Consider the following 16,351-nt stretch of genomic DNA (forward strand, 5'->3'; position numbering starts at 1 on the left):
GCCGCCCGGCGGCTCAGGCGCCGAGCTGCCTGAGTTCGGACTCCAGCATCTGCTTCTCGCCGCGCAGGTCGGCCCTCGTGCCGTCGGCGCGGCGTTCGAGCTCGTGCTCGATGGCGACGAGGCGCGCGCGGATCTCGGCGATCCGGGTGGCGACGGCGCGGCCGAGATTCCGTGCCGCGACGCGCCACAGCACGACGGCCGCGAGCGCCAGGATCCAGGCGAGACCCGTGCCCATGCTCCACCAGCCGAGCTGCTCGTGCACGCGAGAGTCGAAGCGCAGCGCCCAGCTCGAGGTGTTGTTGATCTTGACCAGCAGGATGATCGTCACGAGCGCGGCCACCACGAGAAGCACGATGGCGACGATGCGCAGGGCCGCGACCTGGCCGTGAAGCTGCGTCCGGCCCGCCGCAGTCGCCGCGATCCCGGCGGCGCGTGCGCGATCCTGCTCGAGTTGCCGGCGGATGCGGTCGCGAAAGAAATAGGCCGCACCGGCGACGATCAGGAGGGTGACGATCAGTCCCGGCAGGAAGCCGCCGCCCGAGTCGCCGCCGCGGGCGGCCTGGGCGAAGGCCTCGCCGGTCGCCGCCAGCGAGAGGGCGACGGTCGTGCCGACCATGGTCCAGGATTCGCGCCGGTCCGGTTGGATTCGCCGACGCGCGGTCATGGCGCGAGCTCCAGCGAGAAGCGCGACTTCGCCCGGTCGCACTTCCCGGCCAGCGAGCCGTTGGTGCACAGCCAGCCCTCGATGTTCGACGCGGTCACGACCCCGTCGTAGCGGTTGAACCGACCGGACTTGTTCGTCGGGTTCTGGATCCAGGCCGTCTCCATGAGGGAGATCGTCTTGCCGTTCGCCTTGCCGGCGAGGGCCAGCACCGAGCCCGATTGCCATTTCATGCGCGCCCGGAACGTGCCCTTGGCCGCATCGTAGTCGCTGAACGACACCTCGATCCTGTGACTCTGGCTTCTTATGCCGCCCTCGTCGATGTAGACGCCGCGCAGGGCGACCCCGCTGCCGAGGACCCGCTCCATCGACGCGAAGTGTTCGGCGTTCCTCTTGCGCAGGGTGGCGGCGGCCTCCTGCTTCGCCGTGCCGTGACTGAGCCGCAGGATCTGGCCGCTCGTTCCGATGCCGAGGTTCTCGACGACGATGTTGCCCAGGCGACTCTCCCGTTCCCGGGTCCCGAGCATGGTTCCGATCTGCAGGATGCGGGTTCGCGACAGATAGCGCTCGAGGAATTTCTCCATGAGCGGCTCGACTCCCCAACTCCGCTGTCCCGACGCCACGATGAAGACGACGCTGTCGAGCCGGCCGGCCGACGTGCGCGCCACCAGGAACTGGTAGTTGTTGCCCGCGCATCCGTAGCCGTTGTCTCCGGCCCGATTGGTCATGTCGCGCGGCGTGCAGCCGACGATCGTCGCCAGGGCGTTCGCTTCGTCCTGCGGCGCCAGCAGGAGGCGGTTGGCGCGTTCGGCGTCCTCGTTCGCCAGCGCAGGCGAGGGCGCCAGGGCGAGCGCCGCGGCGGCTGCCGCCGCCAGGACGAGCCGACGGGCGACCTCGCTCGCGGCGGTTCCGTCCGCTTGGCAAACGGCGTTCGGCTTCGACATCGGGGCTTCCTCCTGCGGGATGGCCGCGGCTGCGGATGCCGGTCCCTACAGGACATCGACCGTGCCGATCACCGGCAGAACGGGAAATCTCGGAAGAAGCGGAAGCCGTGCCCGATACGCCAGCGTTTTCAGGCGCTTGGTCGCTCCCGACGAGCGATGTATAGCGACCGGGGATCATGGCGAGAAAGAAGAAGACCGCGAAAGCCGCCGCCGGACGGGCCGCCGCCGGAAGGGCCGCGCCGCGGGCGCCACAGGTGCCGGGGCGACAGGCGCGCCGCGCCGCGCCGCCGCCGCTCACCCTGCGGCAGGAACTGCTCGCGATGGCGCGCGAGGAGGTGTCGTGGCTGCGGCGCGCGCTGGTGACGGTTTCGGCGCTCTTCCTGCTCGCCCTCGCCGCCGCGGGCCTGTGGTCGCTGCGGCCGGTGCCGGCCTATTCGTCGGACGACGTGGTGACCGGCTCGCCGTTCGACGTCGCCTTCCGGGTCGAGAACACCAGCCCGTGGTTTCCCCTCGCCGATCTCAGGATCGGCTGCGTGCTCGCCCATATCCGGGCGTCGGGCACGCCGCCGACTCTGATCGACTCGGTCGACGTCCAGTTCCCGTCGGGCACGCAGCGGCTCGAGCCCGGCGAGTCGGCGCACTTCCGCTGCCCGTTCCGCCCCCTGATCGGCCATCCGATCGTCGACGACGCCGGCATCGTCCAGCGCGCCGAGATCTACTTCCACAGCAAGTACGACCTGCCGCTGGTGGGCACGCTCCGCCTGACCCACAACAGCCCGCACTATTATCTCAACACGCGCCTGCTGCCGCCGCGCTGGACGAGCCGCGGGGAAGAGGAGTGACCGGCGTCAGGCCGGCGTGACGTAGTGCCCGGCGAGGCGGCCGGCGAGTCGCAGGACGGGCGCCATCAACCGGCGCCGCAGCCGCGGCTCTCCGCGCTCGTCGGGCTCGACCTCGTCGGGCAGGCCGAGCTCGCGCCGGATCCGCTCGAGTTCGCCGAGATAGGGCGCGTAGAGCCTCCGCCGCACCGTCGGCGTGAAGGGCCCGAGATAGGACACGTTGCTGCAGAGATAGAGATCGGCGTCGAGCCGGGTCAGCCCCGAGTAGTGGAAGAAGATCAGCGGATGGCCGCCGTCGACGACGAAGCGTCCATCGGTGGATGCGGCGACCGAATGCCGGCAGATGTTCCACGGCCCGAGATTGGCGCCCGGATGGGCGATCTCGACCACCCGGGGGAAGGCGGCGATCATGCCGTCGAGGTATTTCTGGTCGGCGAAGCGCTCGCCGTCGACATAGCCGTAGCACCATTCGATGCAGCGCTCGCGCCACCAATGCGCCGCCATCCAGCCGACCGGGTCGTTGCGGAAACTCACCCAGCCGACATTCAGCCGGCCGTACTTCTCCAGGCGCTTCGTCCACCAATGGTGCCGATGACCAACGAGGCCGACCGAGGCTCCGGCCATGGCCTCGAACAGCGGCGCGGGGCTCGAATAGAAGAAGAGGTCGGCGTCGACATAGGTCACGATCCCGTCGGGCGCGGCGCGGCGCAGCATCGCCGCCACCAGGCAGCCGGACAGGGTGAAGTAATAGTCGCGCAGCGAGCGCGTGTCCTTGATCGCCAGCAGGTCGGGATGGTCGCGCTCGAAATCGGCGAGCCGGATCGCCTCGATGCCCGTCTCGCGCGCCAGGCCCCGTTCGCCGTCGGGCGTGAGACAGAGCACGACGATGCGGCAGCCCGGATCGACGCGGCGGAGCGAGCGGATCATCGCCACGCCGCGCGCGAGGAAGCGATGGTCGAAGTAGGTGCAATAGAGATGCATCGCGCGCCGCCGCCGCCCGCTCCTCAGGCGAATGCGGCGAAGACCTCCTCGATCGCCTTCATCTGGTTGCCGGCGGCCGACGAGGGCACGAGGATCGGCGTGTGGACGCCGGCGGCGCGCCACGCCTCGACGCGCTCGCGCACCGCGGCGGTCGGGCCGAACAGCGTGTTGTCGGCCAGCCAGCGGTCGGTCAGGTACTTCGGCACGTCGTCGCGGCGGCCCTCGGCGACCGCCGTCTCGATCGCGTCCATCTCCTCGACGTAGCCTGCCTCCTTCCAGTAGTTCCGGTAGTTCGGCAGAAAGGCGTAGTTGGTGAGCGTGCGCCGATTCACCGCCCGGGCGGCCTCGACGTCGTCGCAGATGCAGGTCGGGATCATGTTGCCGATGAAGAAATCGGCATCGTTGCGCCGGGCCGCCGGCAGCGCCTGGAGCGAGGTTTCCATGTGCGACAGCGAGGCGTTGGCGAACACCACGCCCTCGGCCAGCTCGCCCGCCAGCGCCACCATCCTGCGGCGCAAGGCGGCGACGATGATCGGCGGCAGCGCGCCGAACGACTTCTCGGCGCGGAACTTCTCGATGAAGGCGCGGGTGTCGGCGAGCGGCTTGCCCGGCGTCACGCCCATGCGCACGTGCGAGGGGCCGTGGGCGATGCCGATGCCGAGGCGGAAGCGCCCATTCGAGATCTCGTGCATCATCGCCGCGCTCTGCGCGAAATCGACGATGGTGCGCTGGTAGATCGGCGCGATGGCCGTGCCGAACGGCACCGACGTCGTGTTCCAGGCGAGCGCCTCGCACATCGACATGTTGCCGAACGGGCTCGGCACGTAGATGCCGGCATAGCCGCGCCGCTCGGCCTCGCGGCACAGCTCGAGGGTGGTCCGCCGCCGCCCCGGCACGGCGATCAGGCACAGGGCGGGCAGCGGTTCGGCCATCGTTCGATTCCTCCGGTCGTCGGTTCAGAACGCCTTGTTGCGGTCCGGTCGGTGCCGGTTGCGTGGCGTGAAGCCCGAGCGCTCGGCGCGGCGCGGCTCGCGCACCCAGACCTCGCGGTTGGGATGCAGGCCGCCGCCGCGCGTCGCCGGCACGGCGGTCAGCCGCGCGCGGTGCAGCAGGCGGGTGTCGGCGACGCCGCAATGGGGATGCAGCCCGCCATTGGCGGCGACGACCTTGTCCCACGCCGCCTGGCGCCGCTCCCGCGTCGCCTTGTCGGCGAGGGCGGGGCAGTTCAGTTCGTTGCTGTTGAGGTCGACCACGATCTCGTCGCCGTCCTCGAGCAGGGCGATCGGGCCGCCGAGCGCCGCCTCGGGTCCGACATGGCCGATCACCAGCCCGACCGAGCCGCCCGAGAAGCGCGCGTCGGTCATCAGCGCCACCACGATGTTGCGCTCGCGGCAGAGCGCGGTGATGCGCGAGGTCGGGTCGAGCATCTCGGGCATGCCGGGCGCGCCGCTCGGCCCCTCGTAGCGCACGATGACGATGTCGTGGTTCTGGAACTGGCCGGGATTCGTGTCGAGCGCCTCCAGCAGGCCGCGCTCGCCCTCGAAGATGCGCGCCTTGCCGCGGAACACGTTGTTCTCCAGCCCGCCCTCGACGCCGGCGAGCTTCAGGATGGCGGAGAAATCCGGCGACAGGTTGCCGCCCAGCACACGCAGGCCGCCGGTCGGCTTGTAGGGCTTGTCGACGGCGTAGACGACCTTGCCGTCGGCGCGCCTGGCGCCGAGCCGCTCGACCTGTTTGGCCAGCGTCTCGCCGGTGCAGGTGAGCACCTCGCCGTTCAGCAGGCCGGCGTCGAGCAGCTCGCGCACGATGGTCTGCACGCCGCCCGCCTTGTCGATGTCGACCATCGAATACTTGCCGTAGGGCCGTGCGTCGGTCAGCACCGGCACGAGGTACTGGGAGAGGTGGTTGAACTCCTCCGGCGTCATGACTTCCTTCCAGAAGTCGGCGAAGCCCGCGGCGCGTGCGATCTCGGGCGCGTGCAGCACGACGTTGGTCGAGCCGCCGATCGCCATGGCGACGATCACCGCGTTGCGGATCGAATCGCGGCCGACGATGTCGCGCGGCTTGATGTCCTTGTCGATCAGGTCGGCGAGCATCCGGACGAGCTCGGCGGGGAACTCCTCGAGCCGGCGCGGATCGTCGGACGGCGGCGCCACCATGTGCAGGGGCTGCATGCCGACCGTGCCAATGAAGGTCTGCATGGTGTTGTAGGTGAACATGCCGCCGCAGCTGCCGATGCCTGGGCAGGCGTGGCAGGCGATGCGCTCGCGCAGCGCGGCGTCGGGGTGGCCGGCGACCTGGTAGGCGCTGACGATGTCGAGCGCCTCGCCCGATTCGGGATCCCTGCCGGGATGGATCGGGCCGTCCGACATGATGATGGCGGGCCGGTTGTGTTCGAGCAGGGCGGCCAGCGCGCCGACCGGAGGCTTGTCGCAGGCGACGACGGCGATGGTGCCGGCGAGACCGGTCGCGCTCAGGTGCTCGCACAGCGAATCGTGGGTGATCTCGCGGCCGATCAGCGAATAGCGCATCTCGCGCGTGCCGTTGCGGATGCCGTCGGAGGTGGCGATCGTGTATTCGGGCTGGACGAGGCGCAGCCGGAGCTGGCCCTGGCCGCTGCCGATGCGACCCTTCAGCGCCTCGTGGATGGCGTCGACCTTGGCCATCACGCCGAGATAGCACTGGCTGTCGCCCTTGGTGCCGACCACGCCGACCGACGGCTCGTGGATCAGGTCGGGATCGGTGCCGATGACGCGGGCCATGCCGATGGTCTGGCTGGAGCGGCCGGGATGCCGGTCGATGATGACGTTCCTGCTGTTCATGTCCTGCACGTCCGTGGCGGTGATGGCGTCGAGCGTCGCTCGCGGCGGCCGGTTTTGTACCAGCCGCCCCGGACATTGCCTAGGCGGATGGCCGGGTTCGCTCTGCGCCGGCGATGACATCGGCGCCGACGCACGTCGCGCGTCGAACGGAACCGGCGCGGCTACGATCCGGGCTTGCCGGAACGGCTCGCGATGCGAGATCGCCGCGCTCGCGGCTCAGGCTTTCAGGAAGGCGAGCCGTTCATCGGCGCGGCCCGGCGTGACGGCGAGGATTTCGGCGTCGACGACACCCTCGGCGACGAAGGGGTCGTCCTGCACGCGAGCCTCGATCTCCTCCCGAGACGCATTGTGCGCGAGGATCATCCCGCCCGCATTCGGCTGAAGACTGCCCGTCAGCAGGAAAACGCCGTCGTCGAAGCCGCGTTTGATCCAGGCGTTGTGCGCGTCCATGAATTGCGGCGCCTTGCTCTTGTCGGCAAAGCGAAGGGTGATGACGTGCATGGTTTCTCCGTCAGGCGGGTTGACGCGAAGCCGGGCGTGACTTCGCAGGGCATTGGGCGCGCAGCCATGCCTCCACGTCGGCGACCTCGCGGCGGATGAAATCCTCGTCGCGAAAGGCGGTGGCGAGCGTCGCAACGCCCTGACTGCGCATCAAGACGTGGAGGGCCAGGGCATCGGCATCCGCCTTGCGCCCGAGGGCGGCGAACTGGCGGGAGAGCCAGGCGCGGAACAAGGCGAACAGGAGGGTCGCGTCGTCCTTCGCCGCGTGATCGAGCTTGGCCAGTTCGTTGCAGAGCGTGCCGACCGGGCAGCCGTAGGCCATGATTTTCGCTCGGTTCACGATGAGGATATGAACGAAGCTGCGGATGCGACCTGTCGGCGACTCCGCATCCCAGGCCTTGAGCATGGCGCGCGTATTCGCTACGCGCTGCGCGATGACGGCATCGAGAATCTCGTCCTTCGTCCTGAAGTGGTAGTAGAAATTGCCGCGAGAGAGGCCGACGTCCCGGGCGATGTCGGCAAGCGAGGTGGCTTCGAAGCCCTGCTCGTAGAAGAGGCGATCTGCGGCATCCACGATCTGCCTGCGGGTTTCGCTCGCGCCCATGTCCGACCTCCACGAATATCGCGCGCCCGGGCACCAGCCGTGAACCACGTCGTAGGACATTCGACCCAGGAACGATTAGGACAAATGTCCTACACGGTCAATGACGGCCAGTGGATCGTTCGCGCAGTGCACGACCGGCGAAGAGGCCATCATCGTGCCAGCGACTCGTCGGTCCATGACGGCCTCGCCTTGGACGCGGCGGCAGGGGATGATCGGCGGCGCTCCTCGGGCCTGAAGCGAGGGAGCAGGTTTCGCAATGCAATGAAGGGGGACGACATGGCAAGGCTCGACGGCAAGGTCGCCGCGGTGACGGGCGGCGCATCGGGGATCGGCGAGGCGACGGTCAGGCGCTTCGTCGCCGAGGGCGCGAGCGTGGCCTTCTGCGACCGCGACGGCGAGGGCGGCCGGCGCGTGGCGAGCGAGCTCGAAAAGGCCGGCGCCCGGGTCGCCTTCACCCAGGCCGACGTCGGCAGCGAAGCCGCCTGCCTCGCCTTCGTCGACGGCGCCGCGCGGCAGTTCGGGCGCCTCGACATCCTCGTCAACAATGCCGGCATCCGAAAGTACGAGAAGATCGACGAGGCGAGCGCGGCGAGCTGGAACGAGATCCTCGGCGTCAACCTGATGAGCTACGTCTTCTGCGCCAAGGCGGCCGTCCCGCTGATGCGACGCAACAAGGGCGGTGCCCCCGGGGGAGCCATCGTCAACGTCGCCTCCGTCCGGTCTGTCGTCGCCGGCGGCGGCAACCTGCAGTACGACACCACCAAGGCGGCGATCGCGGGCCTGACGCGCGCACTCGCCGCCGACCACTCGGCGGAAGGCATTCGCGTGAACGCCGTCGGTCCCGGTCCGATCTTCACGCCGTTCCACCAGCGCCGCATCGCGGCGGCCGGCGAGACCGTCGAGCAGTACAACGCGCAGGCGGCACGCGGCACCATGCTGAAGCGCCCGGGCCGGGCCGAGGAGGTCGCCGCCGCCATCCTGTTCCTCGCCTCCGACGATGCCTCCTACGTCACCGGCGCGCTACTGTTCGTGGATGGCGGCATGACCGCGCTGTGAGGCGTGCCCCATCGGCCGCGGGCTGGGCTATGATGGCGCGGCGAATTCGAAGGGACCACGGGTGAGGAGACGCCAGCGATGCGCACGAGCTTTTCCGTCAACGACATGACCATCCACCGGATCGTCGAGCAGGAGCAGGGCTTCACGCCGATCCTCGACTTCCTGCCGACCTTGTCGAAGGAGACGCTGAGCGAAAACCTCGCCTGGCTGGCGCCCGGCGGCTACGACAGCGCGACCGGCAACGTCGTGCTGTGCTTCCAGTCGTACGTCGTCAAGACGCCGCATCACAACATCCTGGTCGACAGCTGCATCGGCAACGACAAGAACTTCCCGCAGCGGCCGACCTGGAACAAGAAGACCGACGGCAACTGGATGGCGGCGCTGAAGGCGGCCGGCCTCGGGGTCGAGGACATCGACTTCGTGATGTGCACGCACCTGCACGGCGACCACGTCGGCTGGAACACGCGGCTGGAGAACGGCCGCTGGGTGCCGACCTTCCCGAAGGCGCGCTACCTGTTCTCGAAGAAGGAATACACCTACTGGAGCGAGATCCATAAGAAGACCCCGCTCGACCAGATCAGCGACAGCGTGCTGCCGATCATCGAGGCCAACCGGGCCGAGCTGGTCGCCAGCGACCATGCGCTCAACGATCATGTCCGCTTGAGCCCGACCCCGGGCCACACGCCCGACCATTTCGCGGTCTGCGCCGGCAAGGGCTCCGACGCCGCGGTGTTCACCGGCGACCTGATCCACTCGCCGATCCAGGCCCGCTATCCCGACCTGGTCATGCGCGTCGACACCGACCGCGAGCAGGCCATCCGGACGCGCCGGAGCTTCCTCGAGCGCTACTGCGACACCGACACCTTGTGCTGCACCATGCATTTCCCCTCGCCCTCGGTCGGCCACATCAAGCGCTGGGGCGACGGCTTCCGCCTGGAATACGCATGAGTCCGAGCGTGACGCCGAACCGATGAAGGGGCGGTTGGTAGCGGTAGAGAGAGCCCGATCCTTACAAAGTACGTCCACGCACTTGCGGTAGCGTACGTTGAAGCCGACATGGAGCCTGACTGGAATCACTGACCCGTCCGATCTGATCCTGGAGGAGACACGAAGTATGAGCCCATCCGACATCGCCTATACGCCGATCCTGCCGGACGGCTGGTCGCGGCCGCGTGGCTTCTCGCATGCCGTCGTCGCCAGGGGCACGAAGAGCGTGCGCATCGCGGGGCAGATTGGCCGGGAGCCCGGACAGGCCCATATCGCCCCGGGGACGGACGCCGGCACGCAGTGGCGCGTGGCCCTGAGCAATGTCGTGGCCGTTCTGAAGGCGGCGGGAGGCGAGCCAGGGCATCTGGTGATGCTGCGCGCCTATGTGACGGACATTGCGGAGTTCAACGGCGCCGGCGCCGCAATCGGTGCGGCGTGGGGTGCGACGTTGGGCAAGCATTTCCCGGCGATGACGTTGGTACAGGTCTCGGCGTTGATCGATCCGCAGGCAAAGGTCGAGATCGAAGGCGAAGCCATCCTGCCCTGAGCTTCGGTGCCTCGGCAGTCGGTGCCGTGCCGCGCACGACGAACGACGTGATTGTGATGGTTTATCGTGGTCGGGCCGCCTATTTTGGCGTGCCGGACCTCGGCTGCTTGCATCGAGGAAGGAGATGAGATGGCAGACCAAGCCAACGAGAACTGGCAGCGGTTGGGGGCCGTCGAAGACCTGAAGAAATGCGCTCTTCAGCAGCTCGAAGTCGGCCGTGTCCGCATTGCCCTTTCCTACCGCGACGGCGAGTTCGGAGCAGTCTCCGGCGTCTGCAATCATGCCGGCGGACCTCTCGGCCAAGGCTCACTGAAGGACGACTATATCGTCTGTCCCTGGCACAACTGGATGTTTCATCGCTCGACCGGCCAGGCACGGCCAGGAGTTGCAGCCGCGGTGCCGAGCCACGCGTTGCGCATTCAAGGCGAAGATCTCTACATCGATCTCACCCCTGTCACCCGGCGGATTCAGGCACCGCATGTCAAGCACCCGTTGAGCCGGGCCATCGTGCGCGAACCGGGTCCGCTGCGGGTTGCCGGAATCTCCACGACGGCCATGAACCGCGAGTTCCCGCGCTATTCCACTTCCGAAGGCCTGCTTCAGACGTCGCTCGGCCACGCCAGGGAAGCTGGAATGGAAACACGTTTGATCCGTCTCAACGATCTTCGCTTCCGGGCGTGCGAGGGCTATTACTCGAAGAGTGCCCATGCCTGCACGTGGCCCTGTACGATCACGCAGATGGACGCCACCGATCAGCTCGACGCGGTCTATGAGGCGCTGGTTTTTTGGGCCGACATCGTGTTGATCGCCACGCCCATCCGGTGGGGCGGTCCCGGTTCGCTCTACGTCAAGATGACGGAGCGGCTGAATTGCGTGCAAAACCAGATCACGATCCATAATCGAGTGCTCATCCGCAACAAGGTCGCCGCCTTCATCGTGATCGGCGGGCAGGACAATGTTCAGGCGGTCGTCGGGCAGATGATGATGTTCTTCGGAGAACTCGGTTTCTCTTTTCCGCCGTTTCCATTCATCGCCCATAGTCGTGGCTGGTCGGCCGAGGATATGGAGAATCACATTACCGAGGTTCGAAACAGCGCCGAGCTGCACCAAGGTGCTTGTGAGCTTGTCGATCGATGCGTCGAGCTGGCGGGACGTCTGGCGGAGTCGGACAGTGCCGCATCCCAGATCGCGCGAGGCGGTCGCAAGGCTCATCATCTCGATTCCGAGGATCCCTAGCACTTTTGCGCACGCGCGCTCATATCGGCGGGGTGGCTCGGCGGGCTCCAGGGCGCTCGGCTTGCTCGGCCTGCGCTGCCGGCGCCGACGGGAAGCTCGGTCTCGTCTATCCGGTGCGCGTGTCGCCGCACCATATCGCCGCCCCGGCCACAGTCAGCACGGTTCCGCCACTGATCACGAGGATCCAGGCGATGAGCCAGAGGCGGTTCAATCGGAGCCCGACAAGCCAAGATGGTCTTGCCTTCGAAGCGCCGGAGGACGAAGAGCGAGGCGCGGAATACAGTGTGCGAAACTGCGCTCTATGCTCGAGTTCCGCGGCCGCGCGAATTTCCGTCAGCGACGGTGGTGGAGTTCCGCCTGCAAGTGCGGTGTCGATGGCTTTTCGCGCCAGCTCGAACACCTTCACGTGGAAACGATTGCGTTCGTAGCACTTTAGCGACAAGACAAGACCGAAGACGCCAAGAAACACGACCGCAATTCCGCCGACTAAAAGTGGCGTCCCACCTTGTCCTGCGCTCGCGGCGACGGTTGCGATGGCCCCCGCAAAGCCAAGTCCCGCATTGGTGAAGGAACTCCGCTCGGTTTCGTGGTGGCGGGCTTGCTCACCCGCATCCGCCATGTAAGCGAGCAGTGCGTCCATCTTTTCCGACACCTGCCTCTCCTCCGCACCGGGTAAGTGAAATATATTCTAGCCTTCTTGCGGGCGGTCCAAACAGCCTTTGATACCCGCGCCACGACCAAGGCGTCGCGTCGCGGCGGCGCCATGGCGGCACTCCGCTGTGGTCGCTCGCATACGCGCCGACCGGCAGCGCCGGCGCGCCAAGTCGGCGCTTGTTCGGCTCGATATCGATCGAGTGCTACTTCTCCGCCTGCATGCCGCGCAGGACCAGGTCGTTGAGGCGTCTGGTGAAGGCGGCCGGCTCGGCCGGCAGCTCGCCGTCGAGGATGCGCGCCTGGTCGAGCAGGAGGTGCGCCAGGTCCTGCACGTCGCCGGTCCGGTCCTCCTTTCGGGCGGCGCCGAGGGCGCGGAGCAGCGCATGCTTCATGTTGAGCTCGAGGATCGGCTTGGCGCCGCTGCCCTGTCTCTGGTGGGCGAGCAGGCGCTCGAGTTCGCGGTCGGGGCCGTGGGCGCTCGCCACCAGGCAGGAGGCGCTCTCGGTGAGGCGGGTCGAGGGCTTCACGTCGGCGACCGCGTCGCCGAGCACGCCCTTGATCGCCTCGAGGAGCGCCGCTTCCTCCTGGCCGTCGGGCTTGTCGGCGTCGTCCTTCTTCTCCGCATCGAGCAGCGGGACCGGGCCGAAATCGACATCGCCCTGGCTCAGCGATCTGAGCTTCCTGCCCTCGAACTCCTGCGGCAGGGTCGTCCAGAAGGCGTCGATCGGATCGGTGAGCAGCAGCACTTCGATGCCGCGCGCCCGCGCCGCCTCGAGCTTGGGGTTCGACTTCAGCCGCTCCAGGCTGTCGCCCACCAGATAGTAGATCTCCGTCTGATTGGGCTTGAGATCGGCGACGTACTCCCGGAGCGTGCGCGGCGTCTCGCCGGCCGTCGTGGAAAAGCGTGCCAGCGCGAGAAGCTGGGCGCGTCGCTCGTGATCCTCGTAGAGCCCTTCCTTGAGGACCGGGCCGAAGGCGCTCCAGATCCTGCCGAAGGTCTCCGCCTCCTTCGTGGCGGCGCTCTCCAGTTCGGTGAGCACGCGGCCGACCAGTCCGTTCCGGATCTGCCGGACCTGCGGGTTGTTCTGCAGCATCTCGCGCGACAGGTTGAGCGGCAGATCCTCGCTGTCGACCACGCCGCGCACGAAGCGCAGGTAGGCGGGCAGGAGCTCGGCATCGTCGGTGATGTAGACGCGGCGGACATAGAGCTTCACGCGTCCCTTGCGGCCGGGATCGGCGAGGTCGAAGGGCGGCTGGCTCGGCACGAACAGCAGCACGGCGTAGGCCTGCCGTCCCTCGACCTTGTAGTGGAGGGTCAGCGCCGGCTCGTCGAAGGCCATGGCGGTCGACCGGTAGGCCTGGGTGTAGTCCTCCGGCTTCAGCTCCGACTTCGGCCGTTGCCACAGTGCGCTCGCCGCGTTGACCTGCCGCGCCTCGCCCTTGTCGTCGACCAGCTCGATCGGGAACAGGATGTGCTCGGAGTAGGTGTGGACGACGCGCTCCAGCTCGAACGGCTGGAGGTAGCGCGCCGCGTCCTCCTTGAGATGCAGCACGATCTCGGTGCCGCGCGCCACGCGCGCCGCCTCGGCCTCGCCGGCCGGCGCGACCTCGAAGCCGGCGCCGCCCTCCGAGGTCCAGCTCCAGGCCTCGCTCGCGCCGGCGCAGCGACTGGTCACGACGATGCGGTCGGCCACCATGAAGGCGGCGTAGAAGCCGACGCCGAACTGGCCGATCAGGCCGAGCCCGTCCTTCGCGTCCTTCAATCCCGCGAGGAACGCCTTGGTGCCGGAGCGCGCCAGGGTGCCGAGATTGTCGATCAGCTCCTGCCGGTCCATGCCGATGCCGTTGTCGACGACGGTCAGGGTCCTGGCGGCGGCGTCGGGCTTCAGCCGGATGGCGAGCCTCTCGTCGCCGGCCAGCAGCTCGGGCCGGGCGATCGCCTCGTAGCGGACCTTGTCGCATGCGTCGGACGCGTTGGAGATCAACTCGCGCAGGAAGACGTCTGTCTCGGAATAGACCGAGTGGACCATCAGGTTCAGCAGCTCGGCCACCTCCGCCTGGAACGGGTGCCGTGCCGTCTTCTCTCCCGCCTCGTCGCTCATCGCCGTCGGTCCCTCGGATACATTTCGCGGCGGGGATATAGGACAATTGATCGCCGGGGCAAGTGGGTCGCGCGGCGGAACTCCCGCCTGTCAGCGCAGGCGGACTGCGGGTCGATGGTTGGCGTTCGACACGCTGGCGGGCCGTGCACGACGATGATGAGCACTATACCTACGCCATAGCCCTATGAACCGGATCAAGGCTTCTGAGAGTCACCTCAAAGCGTAGATCGCAATTCCAAGCCCGATAAAGGTAGCCAGACTCGCCAGAAGTCCCAGCGCGATTGCCGGTGCTGGCACCGAAGGCAATTGTTCGCTCTCTTGGTCGGACACTCGAGCTACCGAATGCCGTTTCGCTTTACCCCTCAAAGGTGGACATCCCTGCGCCCCACAGACAACGTCAGCTCTGGGCCAAGAGCGGACACGCAAGTTGCAAGGGGCGATGGGGCCTTGTGAGCAGCAGGGTTCAAGTCGCGGTTCCCACAGGAAAGTCTGGTAGTATTCCGCTCGCAGCCGCAGGGAGAGCGCGATTACCATCATTCGGCCGCTTGAAGAGCGCGACGTGCCAGAGGCACAGCGAATCATCCGTATCGCCTTTGGGACGTTCCTGGGCGCACCCGATCCGGAGAAATTCTGGAGCGACCTCGACTATGCCAGAGGCCGCTTCGGCGCCGAGCACGTCAAGGCGTTCGTGGCCGAGGACAAGGGACAACTCGTCGGATCGAACTTCGCGACACGTTGGGGCAGCGTGGGCGTCTTAGGTCCAATCACCATTCGGCCCGACATCTGGGACAGTGGCATCGGCCAACGCCTCGTCCGCGAAGCCTGCGATGCGTTCGATGCATGGGGCGTGAGCCACGCCGGCCTGTTCACCTTTCCGCAGAGTGCCAAGCACGTCTGGACCTACGGCAAGTTCGGTTTCCATCCGCGCTTCCTGACACCCGTGATGGCAATACCCGCCACGACCGGCTCGACGCGCCGCTGGCTGCGCCACGGCGAGCTGCCGGAAGGGCAGCGTCCCCAGGTCCAAGCGTCCGTTCGCGCACTGACCGAGCAGCTCTATCCCGGCCTCGATCTCGGCGCCGAAATCCGCACGGTCTTTGCGCGCAAGCTTGGCGATACGCTGCTGCTGATGGAAGGCGAGAGCCGCGTGGCAGGGTTCGCCGTTTGCCATTTCGGTCTGGCGACCGAAGCGGGTGAAGGCAATCTCTTCGTGAAGTTTGGTGCGGTGATGCCGGGTCCAGGCGCCGAGCAGCGATTTGCGGCGCTCCTCGATGCGTGCATCGACTTTGGCGCCACCGTCGGAATGGCCAACGTCGTGGCCGGAGTGAACGCAGGCCGCGAGGCGGCCTATCGCGCCATGCAACAGCGCGGGTTTCGGACGCAGCTTCAGGGTGTCACGATGCACCGCCCCAATGAGCCGGGCTACAGCCGGCCCGATATGTTCGTGCTCGACGACTGGCGGTAGTCGCCCGCGCCAATGACCTTATCGGAAAGCGGGTCCGCCATGTCCGCTTTACCCCTCGAAAATGGATATCGTTTGCGTGTCTACCGGTCAGGATTCGAACCGATGGTGGTGATTGAACCAGTCGGGATTCGAACCCGAGGTGGCTTTCGGATCTCCACTGAAGATAGTCCCGCAACGGCCTCTTCGGTATCTGCTCATTTGCATCACAAACGACCACTCGACCATCATGGTCCAGAGAAAATCGGGCGAATTGGCGCGACCTGGGACGCCTGGCCGGTTCTCCGGTAGTCGTTCGATGATCCGACTGCACATGCGGCAACTACCGCCGCGTGCGGACTGGTTGGCGGACAGGGCGGGATTCGAACCCGCGGTGGCTGTTACACCACGCACGCTTTCCAAGCGTGTGCCTTAAACCACTCGGCCACCTGTCCCCGGGATGCGGTCGGGCGTCCTTTTAGGCGGCGGGGCGGGCAGGGGCAAGCGGCCCTCGAGCCGTCACTGGCGCGGTCCTGGCGTCGTCCGCCCGCCGGGCGGCGGCGCCATCACGGCGTTCTCCTGGGTGGCGAGCCAGGCCCGCGCCTCCGCCTCGGTGGCGAACAGGCGGGCCGGCCGCTTGGCCGGCGAGATGTTGACGAAACGCATGAAGGCCGCGGTGATCGTGTCGTTGCGGCCGATCACGGCGAGCGGTCCCGATTCGAGCGTCGAGGTGTAGGCGCTGAGCCGCGCGCCCATCAGCATCACGTCCTTGTCGTCGTAGATCGGCTCGGCGCGGGAGACGTCGACCAGCTTGGCGTAGCCCATGGCGCCGGCGACCGAGAGTGCGTCGAAATGCGCCTCCATGTCCTTCAAGGTCAACGGTCCCTCGCCGACGATGGTGACGAACCTCCCCGTATGATCGATGTCCCAACGCATCGGCATTGCGCGTTCTCTCCGTCTCTCGTGCCCGCCCAGC

16 protein-coding genes and 1 tRNA gene are annotated in these 16,351 nt (G+C 67.4%); 6 read left to right on the forward strand and 11 right to left on the reverse strand.

Annotated features, from left to right (window positions below):
* Nucleotides 1-13: 13 nt before the first annotated feature.
* Nucleotides 14-664 (reverse strand): hypothetical protein, encoded by a 651-nt coding sequence (locus tag KIT25_01500; GenBank protein ID UYN95651.1) that lies wholly within the window; start codon nt 662-664, stop codon nt 14-16.
* A complete protein-coding gene (locus KIT25_01505) occupies nt 661-1,605 on the reverse strand; it encodes a hypothetical protein (protein ID UYN95652.1) in 945 nt (314 codons plus the stop codon). The genes KIT25_01500 and KIT25_01505 overlap by 4 nt, the downstream gene beginning before the upstream one ends.
* 176 nt (nt 1,606-1,781) lie before the next feature.
* Here KIT25_01505 and KIT25_01510 point away from each other — a divergent pair, with 176 nt between their 5' ends.
* Nucleotides 1,782-2,447 (forward strand): hypothetical protein, encoded by a 666-nt coding sequence (locus tag KIT25_01510; protein UYN95653.1) that lies wholly within the window; start codon nt 1,782-1,784, stop codon nt 2,445-2,447.
* A 6-nt stretch (nt 2,448-2,453) separates the two neighbouring features.
* Here KIT25_01510 and KIT25_01515 read toward each other — a convergent pair whose 3' ends face one another.
* The 5 genes from KIT25_01515 to KIT25_01535 form a co-directional block, all read right to left on the reverse strand.
* A complete protein-coding gene (locus KIT25_01515; protein UYN95654.1) occupies nt 2,454-3,425 on the reverse strand; it encodes a hypothetical protein in 972 nt (323 codons plus the stop codon).
* A gap of 23 nt (nt 3,426-3,448) precedes the next feature.
* Nucleotides 3,449-4,357 carry an LLM class flavin-dependent oxidoreductase gene (locus KIT25_01520; protein ID UYN95655.1) on the reverse strand — a complete coding sequence of 303 codons (909 nt, stop codon included), beginning with the start codon at nt 4,355-4,357 and terminating at the stop codon, nt 3,449-3,451.
* A 24-nt stretch (nt 4,358-4,381) separates the two neighbouring features.
* Entirely contained in the window at nt 4,382-6,247 is a 1,866-nt protein-coding gene (locus tag KIT25_01525; GenBank protein ID UYN95656.1) for a dihydroxy-acid dehydratase, read from the reverse strand.
* A gap of 216 nt (nt 6,248-6,463) precedes the next feature.
* Nucleotides 6,464-6,748 (reverse strand): hypothetical protein, encoded by a 285-nt coding sequence (locus KIT25_01530; protein ID UYN95657.1) that lies wholly within the window; start codon nt 6,746-6,748, stop codon nt 6,464-6,466.
* Between the two features lie 10 nt (nt 6,749-6,758).
* Entirely contained in the window at nt 6,759-7,352 is a 594-nt protein-coding gene (locus KIT25_01535; protein UYN95658.1) for a TetR/AcrR family transcriptional regulator, read from the reverse strand.
* 276 nt (nt 7,353-7,628) lie between these two features.
* Between KIT25_01535 and KIT25_01540 the strand changes: the two genes are divergently transcribed.
* From KIT25_01540 to KIT25_01555, 4 genes are all read left to right on the forward strand, one after another.
* Nucleotides 7,629-8,408 carry an SDR family oxidoreductase gene (locus tag KIT25_01540; protein ID UYN95659.1) on the forward strand — a complete coding sequence of 260 codons (780 nt, stop codon included), beginning with the start codon at nt 7,629-7,631 and terminating at the stop codon, nt 8,406-8,408.
* A 78-nt stretch (nt 8,409-8,486) separates the two neighbouring features.
* Nucleotides 8,487-9,356 (forward strand): MBL fold metallo-hydrolase, encoded by an 870-nt coding sequence (locus tag KIT25_01545; GenBank protein UYN95660.1) that lies wholly within the window; start codon nt 8,487-8,489, stop codon nt 9,354-9,356.
* 166 nt (nt 9,357-9,522) lie between these two features.
* A complete protein-coding gene (locus tag KIT25_01550) occupies nt 9,523-9,942 on the forward strand; it encodes a RidA family protein (protein UYN95661.1) in 420 nt (139 codons plus the stop codon).
* Nucleotides 9,943-10,071: 129 nt separating this feature from the next.
* Complete coding sequence (locus KIT25_01555; protein UYN95662.1) at nt 10,072-11,178, forward strand: NAD(P)H-dependent oxidoreductase; 1,107 nt, start codon at nt 10,072-10,074, stop codon at nt 11,176-11,178.
* Between the two features lie 106 nt (nt 11,179-11,284).
* Here KIT25_01555 and KIT25_01560 read toward each other — a convergent pair whose 3' ends face one another.
* Both KIT25_01560 and htpG read right to left on the reverse strand, forming a co-directional pair.
* Entirely contained in the window at nt 11,285-11,830 is a 546-nt protein-coding gene (locus KIT25_01560; protein ID UYN95663.1) for a hypothetical protein, read from the reverse strand.
* Between the two features lie 205 nt (nt 11,831-12,035).
* Nucleotides 12,036-13,934: a molecular chaperone HtpG gene (htpG, locus tag KIT25_01565; GenBank protein UYN95664.1), complete on the reverse strand. Its 1,899-nt coding sequence runs from the start codon at nt 13,932-13,934 to the stop codon at nt 12,036-12,038.
* 559 nt (nt 13,935-14,493) lie between these two features.
* Between htpG and KIT25_01570 the strand changes: the two genes are divergently transcribed.
* Nucleotides 14,494-15,399, forward strand: coding sequence for a GNAT family N-acetyltransferase (locus KIT25_01570; GenBank protein ID UYN95665.1), 906 nt, complete (start codon nt 14,494-14,496; stop codon nt 15,397-15,399).
* Between the two features lie 341 nt (nt 15,400-15,740).
* Here the strand turns inward: KIT25_01570 and KIT25_01575 are convergent.
* Nucleotides 15,741-15,830 (reverse strand) — tRNA-Ser (locus KIT25_01575).
* A gap of 64 nt (nt 15,831-15,894) precedes the next feature.
* The gene (locus tag KIT25_01580; GenBank protein ID UYN95666.1) at nt 15,895-16,317 is read right to left on the reverse strand and encodes a hypothetical protein; all 423 of its coding nucleotides are present in this window, start codon (nt 16,315-16,317) and stop codon (nt 15,895-15,897) included.
* Nucleotides 16,318-16,351 lie beyond the last annotated feature (34 nt).

Source organism: Enhydrobacter sp., from assembly GCA_025808875.1.
Classification (GTDB): domain Bacteria; phylum Pseudomonadota; class Alphaproteobacteria; order Reyranellales; family Reyranellaceae; genus Reyranella.